18 protein-coding genes and 1 pseudogene are annotated in these 22,094 nt (G+C 40.2%); 11 read left to right on the forward strand and 8 right to left on the reverse strand.

Going from position 1 to position 22,094, the window contains the following annotated elements; translation table 11 throughout:
- Window positions 1-17 precede the first annotated feature (17 nt).
- Window positions 18-290: a DUF5615 family PIN-like protein gene (locus tag NSTC745_RS34390; RefSeq protein ID WP_445635031.1), complete on the reverse strand. Its 273-nt coding sequence runs from the start codon at window positions 288-290 to the stop codon at window positions 18-20.
- Window positions 291-408: 118 nt separating this feature from the next.
- On the opposite strand from NSTC745_RS34390, the gene NSTC745_RS34395 reads away from it, so the two are divergent.
- A complete protein-coding gene (locus NSTC745_RS34395; RefSeq protein ID WP_445635032.1) occupies window positions 409-1,143 on the forward strand; it encodes a class I SAM-dependent DNA methyltransferase in 735 nt (244 codons plus the stop codon).
- Window positions 1,144-1,368: 225 nt separating this feature from the next.
- Here the strand turns inward: NSTC745_RS34395 and NSTC745_RS34400 are convergent, their stop codons facing one another.
- The gene (locus NSTC745_RS34400) at window positions 1,369-1,773 is read right to left on the reverse strand and encodes a hypothetical protein (protein ID WP_445635033.1); all 405 of its coding nucleotides are present in this window, start codon (window positions 1,771-1,773) and stop codon (window positions 1,369-1,371) included.
- 353 nt (window positions 1,774-2,126) lie between these two features.
- On the opposite strand from NSTC745_RS34400, the gene ppsA reads away from it, so the two are divergent.
- The 9 genes and pseudogenes from ppsA to NSTC745_RS34445 all read left to right on the forward strand — a co-directional run bounded on the left by ppsA (window position 2,127) and on the right by NSTC745_RS34445 (window position 13,243).
- Complete coding sequence (ppsA, locus tag NSTC745_RS34405; RefSeq protein ID WP_445635034.1) at window positions 2,127-4,604, forward strand: phosphoenolpyruvate synthase; 2,478 nt, start codon at window positions 2,127-2,129, stop codon at window positions 4,602-4,604.
- A 19-nt stretch (window positions 4,605-4,623) separates the two neighbouring features.
- Complete coding sequence (locus NSTC745_RS34410; protein WP_445635035.1) at window positions 4,624-5,058, forward strand: element excision factor XisH family protein; 435 nt, start codon at window positions 4,624-4,626, stop codon at window positions 5,056-5,058.
- A complete protein-coding gene (locus NSTC745_RS34415; RefSeq protein WP_445635036.1) occupies window positions 5,028-5,387 on the forward strand; it encodes a XisI protein in 360 nt (119 codons plus the stop codon). Before NSTC745_RS34410 ends, NSTC745_RS34415 begins: the two co-directional genes overlap by 31 nt.
- A gap of 276 nt (window positions 5,388-5,663) precedes the next feature.
- Window positions 5,664-6,212, forward strand: coding sequence for a GNAT family N-acetyltransferase (locus tag NSTC745_RS34420; RefSeq protein ID WP_445635037.1), 549 nt, complete (start codon window positions 5,664-5,666; stop codon window positions 6,210-6,212).
- 124 nt (window positions 6,213-6,336) lie between these two features.
- A complete protein-coding gene (locus tag NSTC745_RS34425) occupies window positions 6,337-7,938 on the forward strand; it encodes a dolichyl-phosphate-mannose--protein mannosyltransferase (protein ID WP_445635038.1) in 1,602 nt (533 codons plus the stop codon).
- Window positions 7,939-8,042: 104 nt separating this feature from the next.
- Window positions 8,043-8,837 (forward strand): annotated as a pseudogene (locus NSTC745_RS34430) (DUF4058 family protein).
- A 344-nt stretch (window positions 8,838-9,181) separates the two neighbouring features.
- Window positions 9,182-11,488: an ATP-binding protein gene (locus NSTC745_RS34435; RefSeq protein ID WP_445635039.1), complete on the forward strand. Its 2,307-nt coding sequence runs from the start codon at window positions 9,182-9,184 to the stop codon at window positions 11,486-11,488.
- Window positions 11,433-11,879, forward strand: coding sequence for a response regulator (locus tag NSTC745_RS34440; RefSeq protein WP_096537481.1), 447 nt, complete (start codon window positions 11,433-11,435; stop codon window positions 11,877-11,879). The genes NSTC745_RS34435 and NSTC745_RS34440 overlap by 56 nt, the downstream gene beginning before the upstream one ends.
- 200 nt (window positions 11,880-12,079) lie before the next feature.
- The gene (locus tag NSTC745_RS34445) at window positions 12,080-13,243 is read left to right on the forward strand and encodes an ATP-binding protein (RefSeq protein ID WP_445635040.1); all 1,164 of its coding nucleotides are present in this window, start codon (window positions 12,080-12,082) and stop codon (window positions 13,241-13,243) included.
- Between the two features lie 1,173 nt (window positions 13,244-14,416).
- On the opposite strand, the gene NSTC745_RS34450 is transcribed toward NSTC745_RS34445, so the two are convergent.
- The 3 genes from NSTC745_RS34450 to NSTC745_RS34460 form a co-directional block, all read right to left on the reverse strand.
- A complete protein-coding gene (locus NSTC745_RS34450; RefSeq protein ID WP_445635041.1) occupies window positions 14,417-15,109 on the reverse strand; it encodes a sugar transferase in 693 nt (230 codons plus the stop codon).
- A gap of 211 nt (window positions 15,110-15,320) precedes the next feature.
- Window positions 15,321-15,494 (reverse strand): hypothetical protein, encoded by a 174-nt coding sequence (locus NSTC745_RS34455; protein WP_445635042.1) that lies wholly within the window; start codon window positions 15,492-15,494, stop codon window positions 15,321-15,323.
- Window positions 15,495-15,684: 190 nt separating this feature from the next.
- Window positions 15,685-16,608, reverse strand: a complete 924-nt coding sequence (locus NSTC745_RS34460) for a WecB/TagA/CpsF family glycosyltransferase (RefSeq protein ID WP_445635043.1) — start codon at window positions 16,606-16,608, stop codon at window positions 15,685-15,687.
- Between the two features lie 685 nt (window positions 16,609-17,293).
- On the opposite strand from NSTC745_RS34460, the gene NSTC745_RS34465 reads away from it, so the two are divergent.
- Window positions 17,294-17,575, forward strand: coding sequence for a hypothetical protein (locus tag NSTC745_RS34465; protein WP_445635044.1), 282 nt, complete (start codon window positions 17,294-17,296; stop codon window positions 17,573-17,575).
- On the opposite strand, the gene NSTC745_RS34470 is transcribed toward NSTC745_RS34465, so the two are convergent.
- From NSTC745_RS34470 to NSTC745_RS34480, 3 genes are all read right to left on the reverse strand, one after another.
- Window positions 17,572-18,249: a response regulator gene (locus tag NSTC745_RS34470; RefSeq protein ID WP_445635045.1), complete on the reverse strand. Its 678-nt coding sequence runs from the start codon at window positions 18,247-18,249 to the stop codon at window positions 17,572-17,574. The genes NSTC745_RS34465 and NSTC745_RS34470 overlap by 4 nt on opposite strands.
- Before the next feature lie 11 nt (window positions 18,250-18,260).
- A complete protein-coding gene (locus NSTC745_RS34475) occupies window positions 18,261-19,748 on the reverse strand; it encodes an ATP-binding protein (RefSeq protein WP_445635046.1) in 1,488 nt (495 codons plus the stop codon).
- A gap of 1,112 nt (window positions 19,749-20,860) precedes the next feature.
- Window positions 20,861-22,084, reverse strand: coding sequence for a GAF domain-containing sensor histidine kinase (locus tag NSTC745_RS34480; RefSeq protein ID WP_445635047.1), 1,224 nt, complete (start codon window positions 22,082-22,084; stop codon window positions 20,861-20,863).
- Window positions 22,085-22,094 lie beyond the last annotated feature (10 nt).

Genomic DNA, 22,094 nt, shown 5'->3' on the forward strand with positions numbered 1-22,094 from the left:
GAATAACGAACTGGTTTTTAAGCACATAGCTCATTCATTGCCTCAAGATTGGAAATTGCTGCAACAATTGACCGATCGCTGATGTTTTTTGATGAGTCCGAGTTTTGATATACTGCTAAAATACCCGGATGAACTGGTTCAGCTTGATGAAATTGCTCAAAGTCATCACAGTTGCGAGTCAGTACCACTAACCCTTGTTGCCTAGCGTAATTAAATACGGTTGAATCTGGGGAACTTCCTAAACCTGCTTCATTGATAGCGATCGCATCATGCCTTGCTTTACTAAGCAAGTTGACCAGATATTTTCCTCATCAAGCAGCAGTTGTAGGCTCAAGAGAAATTCCCTTTGTTTCTAAACGATACCGCTCCTCATCTGCCTCTATTGCATCCAAAGGAGAATTGCTATATATGAATCAGTGGTACAAAGAAGACCTGGCTTTTATTCATGATGTCGGTTTCCGTGACTATGCTCTCAAGTCTGCTCCCGGCATACTAAAAATCCTGGCTGAAAACAAAATAAATGATGGACTAGTGGTTGATTTGGGTTGCGGTAGCGGCTTATGGGCGCAAGAACTTGTCGAGGGTGGTTATCAAGTTTTGGGAGTCGATATTTCTGAGTCGATGATTAATATTGCTCGAACCAGAGTCCCAAATGCAGAGTTTCGCATCGCATCGCTATTTAAAACTGAGATTCCGCCGTGCAATGCTGTGACATCAATTAGTGAATGTCTCAGCTATGTATTTGACGAAGATAGCAACCTTGTTCAGCTGTTCCACCGCATATATAATGCCTTAACTCCTGGCGGTGTATTTATCTTCGACATTTCCCAGACGGGACAAGTTACACCGGGAACCACAACTAAAGGGTTCACTGAAGGAAAAGACTGGCTAGTACTCGTTGAAAAGCACGAAGATGCAGAACAAAAAACTTTAACTCGTCGAATTATCACCTTTCGCAAAGTAGGCGATCGCTATAGACGAGATGACGAAGTACACCACCAGCGATTATACGATACAGCAACTATTACAAATCAACTCCAGCAAGTAGGTTTCGAGGTTCAAACCACCGATAGTTATGGTGAATATCAACTATCGCCAGGTCATGCCGTCTTTATTGCACGTAAAGAAAAGAAGACGCGATAAATCGCCGTCTCTACAAGGGATTGATTATTGTAGAGACGGCGATCTATCGCGTCTCTTGGCTTAACCGAACAGTATTGACAGCTGTGCTACCCTACAATAATTTAATTTTCAAAGGGTGTATTCCATTAAATTGAAAACCGCTGTATCGTATCAAGTTCGGATAATCACTTCTAATTCAAAACTCCCTGCGTCCCTGCGTCATTCTTAACGAAAGTCAACTTAATATTATTTATTCGGTTGAGCAACCCGCGCTTCAATATCCTCCAAAGTTTGTAACAATAAACGCCTTGCTTGCAATTGCCAACCCCATTTCTGAATTCTGTAAGCTGATACAGTGCCAGCTACGGCGGCTAACAAACCTATAGGTTGATTTAAAGAAATTCCTAGCAACAAACCTAAGCCAGCAATTCCCCAAAATGGTAAGGCTACCGTTTGTCTTTGTTCTTCGACAATTTGAGTAATTGTATTAGATTTGTTTGTAGCTAATAATGCTTCTTTAACTTGCCGCTGTTCGGCTGCCGATACTGATAAACCTATTTTTCGGCGTAGTTTTTCCATTTTACGAGCATCAGTACTGTACTCAGTTAGTTCATCTTCTGCCATGAGCAGCAGTCTTTCTAATTGCCCCATTGTCGATTGTATCTAGTATTACGATACAGCTATTATCTCGAATAATTGCTATTTTTGGACTATTGCTTGGCGCTTAATTGCAGAATGTAAAATCACGTTACTCTGACGGGACTGGCTGCAAAATTTACAATTAAATATGGGAAGAATATACTACTAGTCGCAAAAGCCGCCATAGATGAGAAATATACCGCTAATAGCCAAAGTCCTCTCAAGAGGAGCAAACCCTGTTGGTGTTATATTTCTCAATAAACTTCAGTGGGATCAAACTAAAAGTCTGTAAAATTTATTTTTGGCGGTAAATTAGATAGTAATAATTAGGGACTTTAAACACGTCAAATTAAGAGGTAATACATATGACTATAGTATCTACAAGCACTTTCTCTCCATCATCCAAAGAGCGATCGCTCATCCTCTGGTTTGATGAAGTTGGTATTAATGATATTCCCTTAGTTGGTGGGAAAAATGCATCACTAGGTGAAATGATTCAACAACTCACACCCAAAGGCATTAATGTACCTACAGGATTTGCTACCACCGCTTATGCTTATCGTTATTTCATCGAATCAGCTGGGTTAGAAACAAAGCTACGGGAATTATTTGCTGACTTGGATGCTGAGGATGTGAAAAATTTACGAGAACGGGGAAAAAAAGCGCGATCGCTCTTAATCCATACCCCATTTCCTGTAGAATTGCGACAGGCGATCGCCGCAGCTTATCAAAGTCTTTGCGATCGATACAATGCAGAGACAGATGTCGCAGTCCGTTCTAGCGCCACCGCCGAAGACCTCCCTGACGCGAGTTTTGCCGGACAACAGGAAACTTACCTCAATGTCGTCGGTGTGGAAGGAGTTTTAGCAGCTTGTCATAAATGCTTTGCTTCCATATTTACCGATCGCGCCATTTCCTATCGCCAGACTAAAGGATTCGATCACTTTAGCATCGCCCTTGCCGTTGGCGTACAAAAAATGGTGCGTTCTGATTTAGCAACCTCTGGGGTAATGTTCTCCATTGATACAGAAACCGGCTTTAAAGATGCAGCACTAATTACAGCCGCCTACGGTTTAGGTGAAAACGTTGTCCAAGGGTCAGTAAATCCAGATGAATATTATGTTTTTAAACCAACTTTAAAAGCAGGTTTTCGCCCAATTATTGATAAAAAATTGGGCAGTAAAGAATTAAAAATGATTTATGATGATGGTTCAAAATTTACCAAAAATGTCTCTGTTCCTTTCAGAGAAAGAGGCAAATTTGCCCTCAACGATGCAGAAATTTTAGAATTAGCAACTTGGGCGTGTTTAATTGAAGACCATTATACCAAAACCCACGGCATTTACACGCCAATGGATATCGAGTGGGCAAAAGATGGAATTACTAAACAACTTTTTATTGTCCAAGCACGTCCCGAAACAGTGCAATCGCAGAAGAAAGGAAATGTTTTGCGGACTTATCGTTTATTAGGGAATAGGGAATCGGGAGTAGGGAATGGGGAAAAATCTTCTCACTCCCCCCAACCTCTTGTTACGGGACGCGCCATTGGAGAAGCAATTAGTCAAGGAAAAGCACGGCTAATTTTAGATGTTCAAAAATTAGAACAATTTCAACCAGGGGAAGTTTTAGTAACAGAAAGAACTGACCCAGATTGGGAACCAATTATGAAACGTGCCAGTGCAATTGTGACTAATTCTGGTGGTAGGACATGCCACGCCGCGATTATTGCGCGAGAATTGGGTGTACCTGCGATCGTTGGATGTGGCAATGCTACAGATGTTCTAAAAAATGGACAAGAAATTACAATTTCTTGTGCGGAAGGCGAAGAAGGAAAAGTTTACGCAGGTTTATTACCTTTTGAAGTTGAAGAAGTCGCCCTAGAAAACTTACCCCGCACCCGCACGCAAATTTTAATGAATGTGGGTAATCCCCAAGAAGCATTAAGTTTATCGGCAATTCCCAACGATGGAGTCGGTTTAGCGCGGACAGAGTTTATTATTGCTAACCAAATCCAAGTTCATCCAATGGCATTGATTCATTATGATTTATTAAAAGATGAATTTGTCAAAGATAAAATTGCTAAACTAACCGCACTTTATGACCACAAACCTCAATATTTTGTGGATAAATTAGCTCAAGGCATCGGTAGAATTGCCGCAGCATTTTATCCGAAACCAGTAATTGTGCGAATGTCAGATTTTAAAAGTAATGAATATGCAAATTTATTGGGCGGACAACAATTTGAACCCGATGAAGAAAACCCTATGCTTGGTTGGCGGGGAGCGGCGCGTTACTATGATGAAGGTTACAGACAAGCTTTTGCGTTAGAATGTCAAGCCCTAAAGCGCGTGCGGGAAGAAATGGGTTTGACGAATGTTATCCCCATGATTCCTTTTTGTCGCACCCCCGATGAAGGGCGGTTAGTGTTAGCAGAAATGGCAAAAAATGGTTTAAAGCAAGGTGTGAATAACTTGCAAGTTTATGTAATGTGCGAATTGCCCAGCAATGTGATTATGGCCCAAGAGTTTGCCGAGGTATTTGATGGCTTTTCCATTGGTTCCAACGACCTAACTCAGTTGACATTGGGGTTAGATAGAGATTCAGCCTTGGTGGCGCGATTGTTTGACGAACGGAGTGAAGGTGTGAAGCGAATGGTAAAAATGGCCATAGAAACCGCGAAAAAATGCGATCGCAAAATCGGCATTTGCGGACAAGCACCAAGCGATTACCCAGAATTTGCCCAGTTTTTAGTTGAACAGGGAATTGATTCTATTAGTTTAAATCCAGATTCGGTGTTAAAGACAATGTTGGAAGTGGCAAAAGTTGAGGGTACTAATTCCTAATTCCTTATTCGAGTAATTTATGCCAATTAGAGACCGATATCATCAGAATGTCAAAACTGCCCTAATCAAAGATGGCTGGACGATTACCGACGATCCTTTTCATCTGAAGTGGGGAAAAAGGGATATGTATGTCGATCTGGGTGCCGAGAAATTGATTGCTGCCGAAAAAGAAGGACAGCGGATAGCCGTTGAAATTAAAACATTTCGTAGTGTATCTGACATGACAGATCTCGAACACGCGTTGGGACAGTATCTTGCGTACCGTTCTGTGATGATTAGAACCAATCCCGATCGCGTCCTCTATCTCGCCGTCCGTGACGAAGTATATGCTGATATCTTTGATGAGCCAATTGCTAAACTTTTGGTAGAAGATTACAAAGTTAATGTCGTTGTATTTCAGCTAGAGCAAGAGGTTATTTTCAGATGGATACCTTGGAGCAATACAGACAGTTAATTCGGAATATTTTGATTGAACATACGAAAATCCCGTTCAGTACAGGTAATATTCAATTTGAAACAGTTTTCGATAGCGAACAAGATCGCTATCTCTTAATGATTTTGGGAAGAGAACCAGCCTATGACTTGTCTCCTGCTGTGACTCGTCGCGTACATGGCTGCCTGATTCACGTTGATATTATTGATGGTAAAATTTGGATTCAACGTGATGGTACTGAAGAGGGAATTGCAACAGAACTCGTCAGGGCAGGTATACCAAAGGATCGGATTGTATTAGGATTCCGGTCTGAGGAACTCAGGAAAGATTCAGAATTTGCTGTTGCATAACCAATTCAATGACCAGCAATCATGTATTATGTTTGTGTAATTGTGTCTATTGCTTTTGACTGGTCAACCAAAACTATCTTGGAGGATGTTTGTAAAGTTTACCGTTGTATCGATATCCACCAGAACAAACCTTAAAAAAGGGGGAATAACTTTCTTAAATTCCTCTTTTGTAAGGAGAATTTTGCAGTATCTCAAGTTTTGGTTACCTCATCCACTACTTTTCAAACATCCTCTTAATGTCTTGCACAAGAGTAACTTTGTTTAGTCAAAGGTAAGATGACAAACCTGTTAGAAACCGATCGCTTAATAATTCGCAGCTGGATACCCGAACGCGATGCCGAACAAGCGTTTGCTATTTATAGCGACCCCGAAGTTACCTATTTTCTCGGTAATGGTTCTCGCGTGACGAGTATTGAGTCACAGCGTCAGCGTTTGGTGGATAATCTAGAGCGATCGCAACGACGTAAAAATGGTACCGGATCTTGGGCAATTGTCGAAAAGGAAACCACAACAATTGTCGGAACTATCCTTCTCAAACCATTGCCCGACAAAGACGGCTTAGCCACTCAAGATTATGAAGTAGGCTGGCACCTACGGCGAGCATCTTGGGGTAAAGGATATGCAACCGAAGCAGGACGAAGTATGCTCGAATACGGATTTAATGTCTTGAATTTGCCAGTGATTTATGCAGTAGTGAAACCAGAAAATCATGCCTCAGTCCGTGTAACTCAAAGATTGGGTATGAAGCCAATAGGGCGAACAAAAAAGTATTACGGTATTGAACTGCTACTATTTGAACAAAATGCACCGGAAGGTAGGGAGTAGGGAATGGGGAGATGGGGAGATGGGGAGATGGGGGGGCAGGGGGACAAATAACCAATGCCCAATGCCCAATGCCCAATGCCCAATGACCAATGACCAATGACCAATGACCAATGACTAATAACTAATGACTAAAAAATGGTTCCGAATTGGAATAGCGGGTGTATTTCTGATGTCACTTGCCTTACGGTTTTGGGGACTGGAAAGATTTAACACCTTGGTATTTGATGAAGTTTATTTTGCCAAATTTGGTAATAATTATCTGACGCATACGCCATTTTTTAATGCTCATCCGCCGCTGAGCCAATATATGATTGGTATTGGCATTTGGCTTGGCAGTCACATTCCTTTTTGGCACGATACGGTAAATGGGCTGACGGGTTCATTGCGATCGCCTTGGACTTATCGCTGGTTCAATGCCCTTACTGGCTCATTTATTCCTGTAGTTGTAACCGCGATCGCTTATCAATTAAGTTATCGTCGCAGCTTTGCTTTACTTGCAGGTTTTTTCACCGCTTGTGATGGCTTATTTCTTGTTGAATCTCGCTATGCCTTAAGTAATATTTATATCATCATATTTGGTTTATTAGGGCACTGGTTTTTATTATTAGCATTGGAGAACCAAAATCAACGTCGTTGGTTTTGGTTAGTTCTTGCTGGCATTAATTTTGGTGCTTCAGTCGGCACTAAATGGAATGGTTTATGGTTTCTTTTCGGCGCTTATCTAATTTGGATAACAGCTTGGATAATTCAAGCAATCCATTCTTTTTCTAACTCCCAACTTATCCCATTATTGGACATGGGGTATGGAAGATTGGGCATAGGGCAAGCAGCAGGTGTGGGAGGAAGGGGAACAGAGGGAAGCATAAATTCTCTTTCCCCCCACACTCCCCACACTTCCCCATCTCCCCATCTCCCCATCTCTCCATCTCCCCATCTCCCCATCTCCTCACCTCAGACACCACTGCAAAATTTAACTCAATTAAATATTTTCCAGATGTTATTTTATCTGGGAATAATTCCAGCTTTTATCTATAGTATTATCTGGATTCCTCACCTTCAATTAGATAAAACGTATGGATTTATCGCAGTACATCAGCAAATTTTGAAATTTCATTTGCATTTAGGTGGTAATAGTTCGGACGTGCATCCTTATTGTGCCCCGTGGTACAAATGGCCTTTGATGACTCGACCAATGGCGTATTATTATCAAACTGCTGGAAGTATCAACGAACCATTACCTGTAATGGGGCCGCCTTTGCCTGCTGGGGCTGAAAAAGTTATTTATGATGTTCATGCAATGGGCAATCCATTTTTGTGGTGGTTTGGTGTTGCGGCGATTTTATTTTTAATGGGAATGCTGGTGTCGCAAGCCTTAATTCCTTGGGTGAAGGGAGAGCGTTTTTCTGTGCCTGCAACTCTTAGCGTTGATACTTGGATCGCCTTGTATTTAGTCATAAATTATGCCGCTAATTTATTACCTTGGGTAAAAGTTACAAGGTGCGTTTTCATTTATCATTATATGTGTGCAGTGGTCTTTGTATTTATAGCGATCGCTTGGTTTGTCGATCGGTGTCTTCACAGTTATTATCAACAACTCCGCGCGGTAGGCGTCACCATCACTTTTATCATCTTAGCTGCCTTTATTTTCTGGATGCCCGTTTATTTAGGTTTACCCCTCTCCCATGACGGCTATTGGCTGCGGATGTGGTTTAAGTCTTGGGTTTAACTGATGATATCAGAACTCAGAATTCAGAATTCAAGAGTTATTATTTTCCCTCATCCTCCTTATGTCCCTCATCTCCCCACCCCCTATTTCACTAGAATAAAGCGATGAATTCTCCCTTTCCCGGAATGAATCCTTATTTAGAAAATCCTGTGTTTTGGGCAGAAGTACATCATCGATTGATTACAGCCTTAGCAGATACTATTGAGGAAAATATTCCGCCAGAATATAGAGTTGCAATTGAACAACGTACTTATTTAAGTGAATATTCAGATTCTGTATTAGTTGGCATACCTGATGTTTCTCTTTTTACTAAACAAACATCATCTCAACAATATTCAGTAAGTAATAACCAATCAATATCAGACGGTATCGCAGTGATGATACCGTTACCAGAACATATTACAGAAAATTATTTAGAAATTCAAGAAGTTTCCACAGGTTTTGTGGTCACTTATATCGAAATTTTATCTCCTAAAAATAAACGCCCCGGTCAAGGTAGAAAAGCGTATGAACTTAAACGCAAACAAGTTTTAGCTAGTCTTTCTAACTTAGTCGGAATTGATTTTCTCAGAGCAGGAAAATCAATGTTAGTTTTAGGAGATTTTCCGCCAACAGATTATCAGATCGTTGTTAGCAGAAGTATCACACGCCCCTAAGCTAAATTATACGGTTTTAGTATCAGAGAAGCAATTCCTCTATTCTCATTACCTTTACAGCCAGAAGATACAGAACCAATTTTAAATTTGCAATCTTTGTTATATGGTATTTACAATCGTGCCAGATATCATTTAGCAATTGATTATAATCAAGAACCAGTACCACCCCTAAAACCAGAAGATGCTCTATGGTCTGATATGCTTTTACGCGAACAAGGGTTAAGGACAAATTCAGATATTTAGCCATTGGTCATTAGGCAAATACATCAATGTGGTTTAATGACTAAAGACAATATTCATCGAAAAACTTCTAAACTATTTTTTATACTTAACACAACTACATATATCAAGAATTTTTTAATCACATCATTTTCATATTTCTTATCAGTATCAAACTTTCTTCGCTGTTAGACTTTTAAAGCGCAAGCAGATAATAAAAAAGCTGCAATACGCAATATAAGAGCATGAAAAATTAGATACTAAGTAAAAATGATGAATTAAAATTACGAAAATTTTTACGTTCATTATTTTAGGTGATTATAGATACTCTAGTTTTGATGCTCCCGAACCGCACCAGGAGGATCGTCATGGAAATGAACATACAATTGCCAGGTATTAATTTAATTAGCTTAAAAGAAGCACCGATTCATATTTCTAGTCAAATTCAGCCTCATGGTGTTCTGTTGGTGTTGGAGGAGCCAGAGTTAAAAATATTACAAGTTAGCACTAATACATCAAAAATTTTCGGAATTTCTCCCGAAAATATGTTGCAAAAAAAACTCGAAGATTTACTCGATTCGTTCCAAATAGAAAGAATTAAAAAAGGACTGTCTGAGGAAAATCTGGATTTTATCAATCCGACGAAGGTTTGGGTAAGAAAAAAAGGTGATGATTATATAGTATTTGATGCAGTTTTTCACCGGAATCTAGAAGGATTTCTGATTCTGGAATTAGAACCTGCCATTACTCAAGAAAATATTCCATTTTTAAGCTTTTATCATCTAGCTAGAGCTTCCATTAATCAACTGGAAAAAACAGCAAGTCTCCATGATTTTTGTCAAATTATCGTTCAAGAAGTCCGGAAACTAACGGAATTTGACAGGGTAATGTTATATAAATTTGATGATGATGGTCATGGATGTGTTGTTGCTGAAGAAAAATTAGAAAGCTTAGAACCATACCTGGGACTGCATTACCCGGAGTCGGATATTCCTAAACCAGCGAGAAAGTTATTTGCTTCCAATTCCATCAGAATTATCCCGGATGCTTATTCAGAGCCAGTAAAACTTTTTCCGGTGAATAATCCGATTAGCGATCGCCCCGTTAATTTAACTAATTCTATCCTCAGAAGTGCTGCTAGTTGTCACCTAGAGTACTTACATAATATGGGTGTTGGGGCATCGCTGACTATCTCATTAATTAAAGACCAAAAACTATGGGGACTCATCGCTTGTCATCATCAGTCACCAAAATATGTTTCCTACGAATTGCGTAAGGCTTGCGAATTTTTAGGACGAGTCATATTTACAGAAATTTCAGCCAGAGAAGAAACAGAAGATTACTACCATCGGATAAATCTGACACATATTCAATCACTGTTGATTGAATATATGTCCCAAGAAGAAAACTTTATTGATGGTTTAGTTAAAAACCCGCAAAATTTTCTAGATTTAGCTAGCGCCCAAGGTGCAGCTGTATGTTTTGGTGGCAATTGTAGGGTAGTTGGGGAAACTCCTAAAGAAGAAGAACTGAATTTCTTAGTGCAATGGCTGAAAAATAATGTCGAGCAAGAAGTATTTTATACGGATTCTCTACCACAGATTTATCCAGATGCCGAAACATTTAAAAATGTCGCCAGCGGCTTATTAGCTATTCCCATCGCCAAGCGCAATTATGTTTTGTGGTTCCGACCAGAAGTAATTCAAACTGTAAATTGGGGCGGCGATCCGAATAAAGCATTTGAAGTCAGCCAGTCAGAAGGAAATGTGCGTCTGTGTCCGCGCAAATCATTTGAACTGTGGAAAGAAACCGTCCGCTTAACTTCTTTACCTTGGAAAGAAGTAGAAATCAAAGCAGCACTAGAATTGCGAAAAGCAATTGTGAATATTGTGCTGCGTCAAGCCGACGAACTCGCACAGTTAGCGCAAGATTTAGAACGTTCCAATGCGGAATTGAAAAAATTTGCCTACGTTGCGTCCCACGACTTGCAAGAACCACTCAATCAAGTCGTGAATTACGTGCAGCTTTTAGAGATGCGCTATTACGAAGAACTCGACGAAGATGCTCAAGAATTTATCAGTTATGCTGTACAGGGAGTTAGCCTGATGCAGACATTGATTGATGATGTGCTGGCATACTCAAAAGTCGATATGCAAGCGATCGCATTTCAAATGAACGAGGTGGAAACAGCCTTAAATCGAGCTTTGGGTAATTTGCGTCAACGCATTCAGGAAACTGGAGCTACCATTACCCACGATCCCCTACCAATAGTTATGGCTGACAGTACCCAACTGATGCAGCTATTCCAGAACCTCATCGGTAACGCCATTAAATTCCACAGTAAAGAGCCACCACAAATCCATGTGGGAGCAGAAAGAATAGAAGATGCATGGCTATTCTCAGTCCACGATAACGGAATTGGTATCGATCCCCAATTTAGCGATCGCATTTTCGTTATCTTTCAGCGGCTACATACACGTGATGAATATACTGGTACGGGTATGGGTTTAGCAATATGTAAGAAGATTGTCGAATGCCATCGGGGACGGATCTGGGTAGAATCAGAACTGGGTAAAGGCGCAACCTTCTACTTTACGATTCCAGTTGGAGGACGCGAACTTGAGCGTAGAAACGGGAGAAAAACACAAAACCATCTTTTTGGTCGAGGACAATAAAGCCGATATTCGCCTAATTCAAGAAGCATTGAAAAATAGTTCGGTACCACACGAGGTGGTAACGGTCAGGGATGGCATAGATGCTATGGCTTATTTACGCCAAGAAGGCGAATATGCCAACGCACCGCGCCCTGACCTTATCTTGCTCGATTTGAACTTGCCCAAAAAAGATGGTCGAGAAGTGCTGGCGGAAATTAAAGCCGACCCAGTACTAAAACGTATTCCAGTTGTTGTGTTAACAACCTCAAAAAATGAAGATGATATTTATCACAGCTACGATTTACATGTGAACTGCTACATCACAAAATCCCGCAACCTCAACCAGCTATTTCAAATCGTCAAGAGTATTGAAGACTTTTGGCTTTCTACTGTGACGCTACCATCGGATTGAGGGGAGTGGGGAGATGGGGAGATGGGGAGATGGGGAGATGGGGAGATGGGGAGACGCGGGAGATGGGGAGGTGGCCAGATGAGGGATAAAGTAATTCTTCTTTCCCCCCATCTCCCCATCCCCTTATCCCCCCATCCTCTTTCCATGCCCAATGCCCATTTACAAGATAGAGGAGCAATAGGGGGTGAAACCCGAAGATTATGGTTGTGAGCTACTCAGTAAAAATCTTGTTAATTGAGGATAACCTCGCTTCTGCTAGGTTGTTACAAGAGTTTCTCATGCAAGCCCAGTTGCAAGAGTTCACTTTAGTTCATGTGAAGCGATTGGGGGAAGCACTAGAGGAATTAAGTAAGTGTAATTATGATGTTATTTTGTTAGATTTAACTTTACCTGACAGTCAAGGATTATCATCTTTGCCTCCTCTAATTGGTCAAGCCCCAAGTGTACCGATTGTTGTCCTAACTAACACCAATGATGAAAAACTGGCAATTGAGGCAGTACGGCAAGGGGCACAAGATTATTTAGTCAAGCGACAGGTAAATGTAGATGTGTTGGTGCGATCGCTGCGTTATGCGATCGAGCGCAAGCAGGTATTAGAATCATTACGCACGGTCAATGAGACTTTACAAATCCGGGTTGAAGAACGAACTGCTGAACTGGTGAAAGCCAAAGAAATCAATCAGTTCAAATCTGAATTTGTGTCGATGCTCTCCCATGACATCCGTAATCCCCTCAATACTATTCTCTTGGCTGCTGGGTTGCTAGAAACTCACGACGAAAGATTGACCAAGGAGAAAAAACTCAATCATTTGGAGTTGATTCGCTCAGCAATCAAAAATATGGCGCAGCTATTAGATGAAGTTTCATTAATCGGTAGGGCTGATTCTGGGAAACTGCTGTGCGATTTAATTTCTCTGGATTTGGAAGCTTTTTGCCGTCAGATCGTCAATGAAGTTCAATTAACTGCTAACCAGAAACATCTGGCTTTGGTATTCGGCAGTTTTGGACAATTAAGCGAAGGACTATGGGATGAAAGCCTGCTGCGGCACATTTTGGTAAATTTGCTTAGCAATGCAATTAAGTATTCATTACCAGGCGGTATGGTTCGCTTTGAACTAATTGGCCAGGATAAAGCAGTAATTTTCCGAGTTCAAGACTGGGGAATTGGCATTCCTGAAGAAAACCAAAAGCGACTGTTTGAGCCTTTCCATCGTGCAGATAACGTAGGAAGCATTCCTGGCACTGGTTTGGGGCTAGCGATCGCCAAAAAGTGTGTTGAGGCACACGGGGGCACAATTGTAGTCAATAGTCAAGTCACAGTAGGTACAACTTTTACTGTCACCTTGCCTTTACTACAAGTTTAGGCTGTGCCAAGGAACAGGCAATAGGCAAAGAAAGTCATTGGGATCTAGGTTTTAAGTCGCTTTATTTCTTAAACTTATACCAATTCAAATAATGTTTGCGACACATCAATTATCCGTAAGGGCACAACATTGTTCATTGGTGTCAACTTAACGTGAAACCCTGATGAAAACGTGATGAGCAAGTTCTACTCACTTACCCTCAAGATGCGCGTTACCCCACCCCGGCTTTGCTGACGCAAAACCTCCCCTCCCCAAGGCATCGGGGAGGGGATTGAGGGGTGGGGTAAACGGCTGTGTAACAAAGCTTTGAGCTTAAGTTGACACCAATGAACAATGTTGTGCCCCTACCCATCTGTCGCATTCTTTTTTCAAATTGGTATTAATTTTGAATTTTGAATTGGAGCAAAGCGACTCCTCTCCCCTAGTTTTCCCCGATTGTTATTTAATCTAAAAATATAAACTTATGGAAAACCACTTATACAGTAAGCCTTAAGTAGGGTAGGCAGGATAAGCGACGGCTGCCGTTGATTATGACTGTCGTTGCGTTAGGCTTTAGCCTAATGCACCCTACAAAAACTATATCAGGACTACGGATTGAGATCCCCTAACCTCCTTAAAAAGGGGGCTAGGGGACAATACAGTTCAGTTAGAGCCAAAAACCTGATTCTTGCGTAGGTTGGGTTGAGGAACGAAACCCAACATCTGGTCAGGTTTGTTGGGTTTCGCAAAGCCTCAACCCAACCTACATTTATCCGTAACTGAACCGTATTGGGCTAGGGGATATCGTGTTTCAGGCTTGAGTGTGTAATCTCTTAACTTGCACCTCACGGTACAAACTGGTAACAGGTAAATAAAGAATACAAAAATGTGATGGAAGATGAAGGGGAGATTTAAGCCAATACTGGTAATAGAATAAATAAAATGAGCCGTAATATTACATAAAGAAGTTTCTCAAAGTAGAAGATGCAAGGATGACGCTTTAGATCATCGTGTAGTTGTAGTGCGATCGCAATGGGCTGTAGCAACGAATCTGACGCAATCAATAATCTTGCAAAAGCAGAACTAGCTGAACGTTGTGAGCGATATGTTGCTGCTACTCTTGCTAGAGAACGTCTTCTAAAGTATTAGCAGATGCAGTTAATCAGCGATGTTCAAAGACAGCTCATGCTTTTGTTAATAAGCACCGCTTTTAGTTAACAAAACTTTTAGAGTTTTTAGGATTAAATTAATATCGTAAGTAATAGACCATTTACGTTGGTATTCTAAATCCATGTGAACGATATCTTCAAAGTCTTTGATGCAGGAGCGGCCATTAGTTTGCCATTCGCCAGTAATACCTGGTTTAACATTCAACCGTTCCCAGTGAGAACTTGAATAGTGTGTCACTTCATCAGTAGTCGGAGGACGAGTGCCGACAAGGCTCATTTCCCCTATTAGCACGTTCCAGAACTGGGGGAGTTCGTCTAGGCTAGTGCGGCGGAGAAACTTGCCTACTTTAGTTATGCGAGGGTCATTTTCATTCTTGAAGATATGATGACTTGTAGTTTCATTATTAACTAAATGTTGTAGGCATTCCGCTCCGACTACCATAGAGCGAAATTTCCAAATACGGAAAGCACGTCCTTTATAACCACAGCGAATTTGACTATATAATATAGGCCCAGGGTTATCCAAAATAGTTGCTATAGCAACAGGAATTGCTACTATTGCCGTAATTACCAGTCCTACAATCGCACCTATAATATCAATTACGCGCTTTACTTTGCTTGTGACAGAAGGATGAACTGTCTTTTTAATATAAGTAGAGCTGTATGTAACATCCGAAGTAGATAGCTGAATGCGTTGGGAAGTAGAGGGATTAGACATGATAATTTCAGTAAGTTAGTTTATGAATTCAGTCAGTGAAAAGCTAATAAGTCATTAGTTATACTTCATTAATGAGTGCTAAATTTGTCTAAAACAGCATCATAACTCTCAAAGATTTCTAATACTAAAGAAAGCTGAGTCAGTTCAAAAATATATTCTTGTGTGAGATTCATAAGTTTTACAGTGGAATGTAGTGTATAACTTGTGGCTGTTATATCAAGTGCCAATCATCACCAGGAAACTGATTGATATCATTATCAATTGATTGAGATGCGATCGCATTGGCTAGACTGCTCTGAAAATTTCTACTTCGAGGGGCGAAATATGGATTCCGAAAATCCTCTAGATAAATGATTACCGAACTTTTATATATATCTGCGTTCATCTATGTCATTCAAATTAGAACAATTACCAAATATTTCTGAAAATCTGGTTTTACATCTTGCACCAGTTCCTCGATCGCAATTTTTCTAGAGCAGGCACTACCTAATCTCAAATCGTTATTTTGGCGTTGTGCACAGTGCCCACCCTACGGTTATTGAGAATGATGCAAGATCTCGTTTGAATATTTTTCTTCATTCGTAACTTTGTACTTCATGATTCGTTATCTGATAAATATTCAACTTCTGCTGCAAAATTAACCAGAAAAAAGGTAATCCTTCTATCAAATATCTTCTCGATAATCTTTTAGGTTCAGCAACCATTCTATATAACCATTCCAGCCCCAAATCGCTAATATATCTTGGCGCTCTTTGTAGATTACCTGCTTCAAAATCAATAGTTGCACCTATGGCTAAAAAGATTCTGATATTTGGTAGTTGTTCTCTGTATTGATATATCCATTTTTCTTGTTTAGGTGCCCCTAATCCTACTGCTAATACTGTGGCATCGGAACAATTAATCATCTCAAGAATTTTCTGACACTCTGCTTCGTTCTTTTCAAATCCAAAAGGTGGTGAGTAAGAACCTACAATGATATCCCTCTGGACTTTAGCATTGATTTTTTCCTGAGCCTTAACAGCAACTCCTTTTGCTGCTCCCAATAAAAAAACTTTAATTTTTTCATTTTGTTTGTGAAAATTATAAAACGCCGGAAAAAAATCAGAACCCGATATCTTTTCTTTGATTGGCTGACCTAAAAATCGAGATGCATACATTAAAATTTGACTATCACATAGTTTGTAATCGGCTATATTATAAGCCTGAAGAAATTCCCGATCGCCTTGCAATTTCATCAGATGATCTACGTTAGGAGTAAATACAATCCCAGATTGAAGATTTTCTAGAACTTCTGTTTTAAACACATTGTCAATCTCAATATTTAATAGATTAACTTTTTGTGTCTGGCTCAACTCCTGCTCAACAGATTGACTCTGATGTTTCAAAAAGCCTACTGGTAAAGATTTGAGTGTTTCAAATGAGAATATGCGATCTAGTATCATATAACTTGCAGTCCCTGATTTAATTTCTGAAAGTGCTGTAATGCAAAGCTCAGGCAATACATACCGCCTGACGTTTAAGTAATATCGACCTAGTGCAATTGTTTGTATCAGCAGTGATGTCTGCAAATAAGCTGAAACTTTGATATTGCAATGCTTTTAGCTTACTTGCCTTACACGTTCATACGTAATTACAACATGAAGACTTGATATAGCCTGAGACTTTCTCCGTAACTCTTCGTATAGTTTTACCTTCAGACAGCGATCGCAAATACTATCTGATGGTTACTTCTCAGGGTTACTTAAAGTCTGACGAATACAGCATCCTAAGACGTAAATAGAACTGTCCACTTAGTTATCCACTTGGTCGTAGTGCAAAGACAGTCCAAGCCTCATACTAAGATATAAGCTGTTAAGCACCTAATTTGCACATTTGGACACCAGAAGAGCAGAGGGGCACAGGAGAAGGATTGACGCTTTTTCTCCAAAATCAACAATATGCAAGTTAAATGCGTATTAGCTTAGCAATCCTGAATCACTCGCAAAAGATCCCCGAATTTCTGAGGTCTTGCGGATCTGAAGCCCATAAATATCTTCATTAGCATATTCTTTTTGAGCTAATTAAAAAGTTAAAAAAAGTTACTCGGCTATGGTTATTGCCATAAACCCTAATGCTCTTCCTTAATTACTATGTGTAAATCTCTTTAACTAATAACTTTTGTTTGTTATGGAAAGACATCGAATAATGGTCATTGGTAATAACGTCAATACTGTTCAACGCCTCAGTAATCACTGTTTGAAAAAAAATTTAGAAGTCTTTCCATACTACGGTGTGCCTTTGGTTGAAGAGATTGATGTGTTCGCCCCTCATGTTTTGGTGTTATGTGCGCCTATACATAAAGATTTCCAGTGCCAAATACTTCAGCCTTGGATTTTATGGTCAGAACAGACTGTGGATGAAGAAATACCATTAGTTGGTACGCTCACAGAATTGTATGTCCGTCTGCAAGAATTACTTCAGATTTAAATTAACCCTTCACGGACAGCCATAGCTGCTGCTTGGACGCGATCGTCAACGCTGAGTTTGTTGAGGATCATACGCACATATGACTTTATAGTTCCTAAAGAGAGATAGAGTTGGTCGGCAATCTCCTGATTTGAACATCCTTTAGCAATCAGTTTTAGTATCTCTCGCTCGCGATTACTCAAAACCGGTTGTTGGGACGTATCAGATGTAGCAACTTCACTCGAAACAACCGGGGGTTTAAGCATCCGAGCGACCTTTTGAGCTATTTGAGGATCTAAATAAGCACCACCCTGAAGGATTAATTGAATAACAGTAATTAGCTGTCCCCATTCGATAGTTTTAAGACAGTAACCATCTGCACCAGCGGCAAGCATCCCCATCACCTGAGTATCGCGGTCGAATGCGCTCAAAGCAAGGATACGAGTAACAGGGCGATCGCTTTTGATCTGTTGGGTAGCAGTAATACCATCCATAACTGGCATATCAATGTCCATCAAAACTACATCTGGCTGGAGCTGAGCAACACATTCAATAGCCTCTACGCCGTTCCCTGCTTCTCCAACCACACTAAAGGCAGGCTCAAGGGAAAATTGACCTTTCATACCTCGACGTATCAAACTATGATCGTCCACTAGTAGAATCCGCACTATATTTGTTTGAGTATTTTCAGGCATTTTTCCTTCTCTTATATCTGTTCATGTTGAAAGTTAGTTTTGTCGGGAGCAACTGGGAGAGTAAACCAAAAGGTGCTACCCTCTCCAAGAGAACTTTCAACCCCGATGTTCCCTCCGTGAGCCTCTATGATTTGACGGCACAAGTACAGACCTAACCCAGATCTCCCACACCGGCCTTGCCCTTGAACGAAGCGGTGAAAAAGTTGTTCCTGATTCTGGGGGGCAATTCCTGAACCTCGATCGCAAACAAAAACCTGCACTTCGTTTTCCCCAAGAGTTGCAACTTCCAGAAAAATTTCTTGATCGGGTTCACTCGCCCGCACAGCATTATCAAGCAGATTTTGGATAACTCTTTGGATCTCTAATTCATCAGCGTAAACAGTCGGCAAGGATTGGGGAATTTTGTAGTTGAATATGAACTCAGATGCCGAAGTAGATTTTATTTGAGTAATTGTTTTAACAAAAATTTTTTCCCAATCAAGAGGCTCGTAGTTCAAGCGATCGCTATAACCAGCTTCATAACGGGAGATGTTCAAAAGAGCTTCCACAAGTTTTAAAAGATCTTCGTTACTTTGACGATAATCTTGGAACACTTCTTTGCAAGTATCGCTAACAGGCCCAAAAGCTCCTTTGAGCATACCGTCCAGAGTCATGCGACTAGCAAGCAAAGGAGTACGTAGGTCGTGGGAAAGAGCGCTGATTAGGTTCTCAAGCTGTTCGTTGCGTACTTCAATGCATTCCTGACGCTTGCGAACTTCGCCTGCCATTGCATTGAGAATTTTACTCAACCGGCCTATTTCATCAGGAGCTGAATAAGCAAGCCGGGCTTCCATTTGACCTGTCTGCCAAGCTTTACCTACCTCTATCAATCTGCGTAAGGGAATTTCGACTCGTCGGTGTAAAATTTGGTAATTTGCCCATAGGCCAGCAATAAGCACCACTGAAGTCAAGATATTCACAAGAATTTTTATCTGCTGGATTTGTTGTAAGCAATCTTCCGCATCGCTTAAATACATTTCCTCGCGTTCAACCAATGTCTGAATCTGAGTACGTAGAGAATTGAATAAAACCTTTTCTGTCTCAGAATATTTGTTGCCGAAGCTAAGTACCTTCCTACTAGCCAACTGATTCCGCCATTTAATATAGAGATTATCAATCTTAGAGAGTTGGTTAACTTGATTAGGTTGATCTTTTACAAGAGTTTTTAAACGGTTGAGACTACTATAGAAAGAGGAGGATTGATTATTAGGATTCTGTCGCCAACTTCTTTCCTCATCTACTACAGCATTTAGTAGACGTTCTCCTTGACGCTTAACTGTAAAAGTTTGGCTTACGTCATTAGCTACTTCGCTACAGAGGATAGCTATCCAAGTATTTAAACATTGTTGCCCGATTATCAATAACACTAGCACTATTAAGCTACTATACAAAGGGGCAAACAAATGAGTTTTTAGAGTTCTTGGAGCAAGTAAACGCACCAAATTAATCGCTAAGAGCATCTAAGTGTTTGGTATGTTTGTAGAGAGGTAATACTATAAGAATCCGATTTTGTGACTGAACTACTCTTAGAGGCAGGGAAAAGGAAAAGGGAAAAGGGGAAAGGGAATTTAGGCTAGGCCATAACACACCCTAAAGATACTTAGATTTTTTCATAAATCAAATCGGACTCCTATAGATAAGCGTATATTAGTTTATACACTTCAGAAGAAAGAAAGCAGTGCGTTGAGGAGACAGTGCCGTAGGTAGGCGGGCTTCCTAGCTTGAAGCGGCTGTCGTCGGCTTTGCCGACTTGTAGTACGACTTGTAACAACTGCTGTTCAGAATTCAGTATTTTTTTGACAAAGGCAAACTAGGCACCTATAGAAAACAAAAATACCCTCATTTACATACTTTTTAGTCTTATCAACATTGATAAAATTTGCATAAAGAAGATCAAACCTTGTTATATTATTATACATTCAATATGTTAAATTACACGTTTTCCAATTAAAAGTAAATGAGTTATATAAAATTTTCTACTTTACCTACTTTGCTTGAAGCGGCTGTCGTCGGCTTTGCCGACTTGTAGCACGACTTGTAGCAGATGCTGTTCAGAATTCGGTATTTTTTTGACAAAGGCAAACTAGGCACCTATAGAAAACAAAAATACCCTCATTTACATACTTTTTAGTGTTATCAACATTGATAAAATTTGGATAAAAAAGATTAAACCTCGTTATATTATTACGCATTGAATATGTTAATTTACATGTTTTCCAATTAAAAGTAAATGAGTTATATAAAATTTTCTACTTTTCTTACTTTTCTTACTTTTCTTACTTTTATCGTTAGTCAAGTTGTAAGCTGGCAAATACAAGCATTTGAACCTTACTTATCAACGAATGCAAGCTAAATTTTGTTATATAAATCAAGCAATCTCAGGTGTAATATTACTTTTGGTATTTATCTAACTCTGCTAAAAGAGAATCGTAAGTGAATGCGATTTAAACAAGCAATATAAGAAGTATTTGAGGAAGGAAGATTAAGCAGTCTCCACCCTATAAAAATTGCGATCGAGGAACTAGTACAAAATGTGAATCTATCTTTTAAAGGTATGAGAGTTTAACTGAAATTAAGTCCACGGGCAGAGTAAACCTAAATCAACAGGCAGGGTAAACCAGAAGGTGCTACCTTCACCGAGATTGGTTTCAACACCAATATTTCCTCCATGAGCTTCTACAATCTGGCGGCATAAGTACAGACCAAGCCCAGTTCCATTAGATCCTCTTCGCCCTTGTATAAAGCGATGGAAAAGCTTTTCCTTGTGTTGGGGAGAAATCCCGAATCCATTGTCCCGTACTGACACCTTTACTGTATGGAGTCCCAGAGGTTCTACTTCGAGGATAACTTCTTGATTTGGGGCGCTTACTCGCACGGCATTATTAAGTAAGTTGTGTATAACCCGTTGAATTTCAAGTTCATCACCGTAAACATTCGGCAGTGATGGGGAAATTTTGTAAGTAATCGTACATTTTTGCTTCCAAGTACTGTTGTTCTGATTAATAGCTTGGATAAAGATATTTTTCCAGTTGAGGATTTCGTAGTCCAGACTCTTAGCAAGTTCATTTTGATGACGAGAGACATCTAAGAGAGCTTCAACAAGTTTAAGGATGTTCTCGTTAGCCAAACTACATTCTTTAAGCACATCTGTGCAACTGTCGCCAATCTCACCAAAAGCTCCACCTAACACAGCGTGTAGAGCGCTACGAGTGGCTAGCAAAGGGGTACGCATATCATGGGAAAAGGTGGAGATGAGATCCTCTATCTGTTGGCGTTCAGCAGTGGTTATTTTTTCCAGTTTATCTAAATTACGCTTCAATTCCAGTTGAGCAATGACTTGACGGCTCAAGGTACGCAATGCCTCAAGTTGTTCGAGACTAAGCTGTCGTGGAACATAGTCAATTACACAAATTGTTCCCAATGCATATCCTTCAGGTGTAACCAACGGCGCACCAGCATAAAACCGAATATAAGGCTCTGATATTACTAGTGGATTAGTGGCGAACCGCTGGTCAAGTAGCGTATCAGGAATAATCAAAATATCATTAGGTTGCAAAATAGCATGGGCACAGAAGGCCATATCTCGTGACGTTGACTCAGCCTTTAATCCAAGCTTTGATTTGAACCATTGACGATAGTCATCAACCAAGCTGATTAAAGCTATGGGAGTGCGACAAATTTGTGCTGCTAAACGCGTTAGGTCATCGAAGGCTGCTTCGCAGATTGTATCGAGAATGTGATACCGGCGAAGGGCTTCCAGCCTTGCCATTTCATTTTGAGCCAATGTAGCTTTCATTAACAAGGTT

Source organism: Nostoc sp. DSM 114161 (assembly GCF_052692665.1).

Coding starts and splice junctions, on each gene's coding strand:
- NSTC745_RS34395 (WP_445635032.1), top strand. CDS start 409: ATGAATCAGTGGTACAAAGAAGACCTGGCTTTTATTCATGATGTCGGT.
- NSTC745_RS34400 (WP_445635033.1), bottom strand. CDS start 1,773: ATGGGGCAATTAGAAAGACTGCTGCTCATGGCAGAAGATGAACTAACT.
- ppsA (WP_445635034.1), top strand. CDS start 2,127: ATGACTATAGTATCTACAAGCACTTTCTCTCCATCATCCAAAGAGCGA.
- NSTC745_RS34410 (WP_445635035.1), top strand. CDS start 4,624: ATGCCAATTAGAGACCGATATCATCAGAATGTCAAAACTGCCCTAATC.
- NSTC745_RS34415 (WP_445635036.1), top strand. CDS start 5,028: ATGGATACCTTGGAGCAATACAGACAGTTAATTCGGAATATTTTGATT.
- NSTC745_RS34420 (WP_445635037.1), top strand. CDS start 5,664: ATGACAAACCTGTTAGAAACCGATCGCTTAATAATTCGCAGCTGGATA.
- NSTC745_RS34425 (WP_445635038.1), top strand. CDS start 6,337: ATGACTAAAAAATGGTTCCGAATTGGAATAGCGGGTGTATTTCTGATG.
- NSTC745_RS34435 (WP_445635039.1), top strand. CDS start 9,182: ATGGAAATGAACATACAATTGCCAGGTATTAATTTAATTAGCTTAAAA.
- NSTC745_RS34445 (WP_445635040.1), top strand. CDS start 12,080: ATGGTTGTGAGCTACTCAGTAAAAATCTTGTTAATTGAGGATAACCTC.
- NSTC745_RS34450 (WP_445635041.1), bottom strand. CDS start 15,109: ATGTCTAATCCCTCTACTTCCCAACGCATTCAGCTATCTACTTCGGAT.
- NSTC745_RS34455 (WP_445635042.1), bottom strand. CDS start 15,494: ATGAACGCAGATATATATAAAAGTTCGGTAATCATTTATCTAGAGGAT.
- NSTC745_RS34465 (WP_445635044.1), top strand. CDS start 17,294: ATGGTCATTGGTAATAACGTCAATACTGTTCAACGCCTCAGTAATCAC.
- NSTC745_RS34470 (WP_445635045.1), bottom strand. CDS start 18,249: ATGCCTGAAAATACTCAAACAAATATAGTGCGGATTCTACTAGTGGAC.
- NSTC745_RS34475 (WP_445635046.1), bottom strand. CDS start 19,748: ATGCTCTTAGCGATTAATTTGGTGCGTTTACTTGCTCCAAGAACTCTA.
- NSTC745_RS34480 (WP_445635047.1), bottom strand. CDS start 22,084: ATGAAAGCTACATTGGCTCAAAATGAAATGGCAAGGCTGGAAGCCCTT.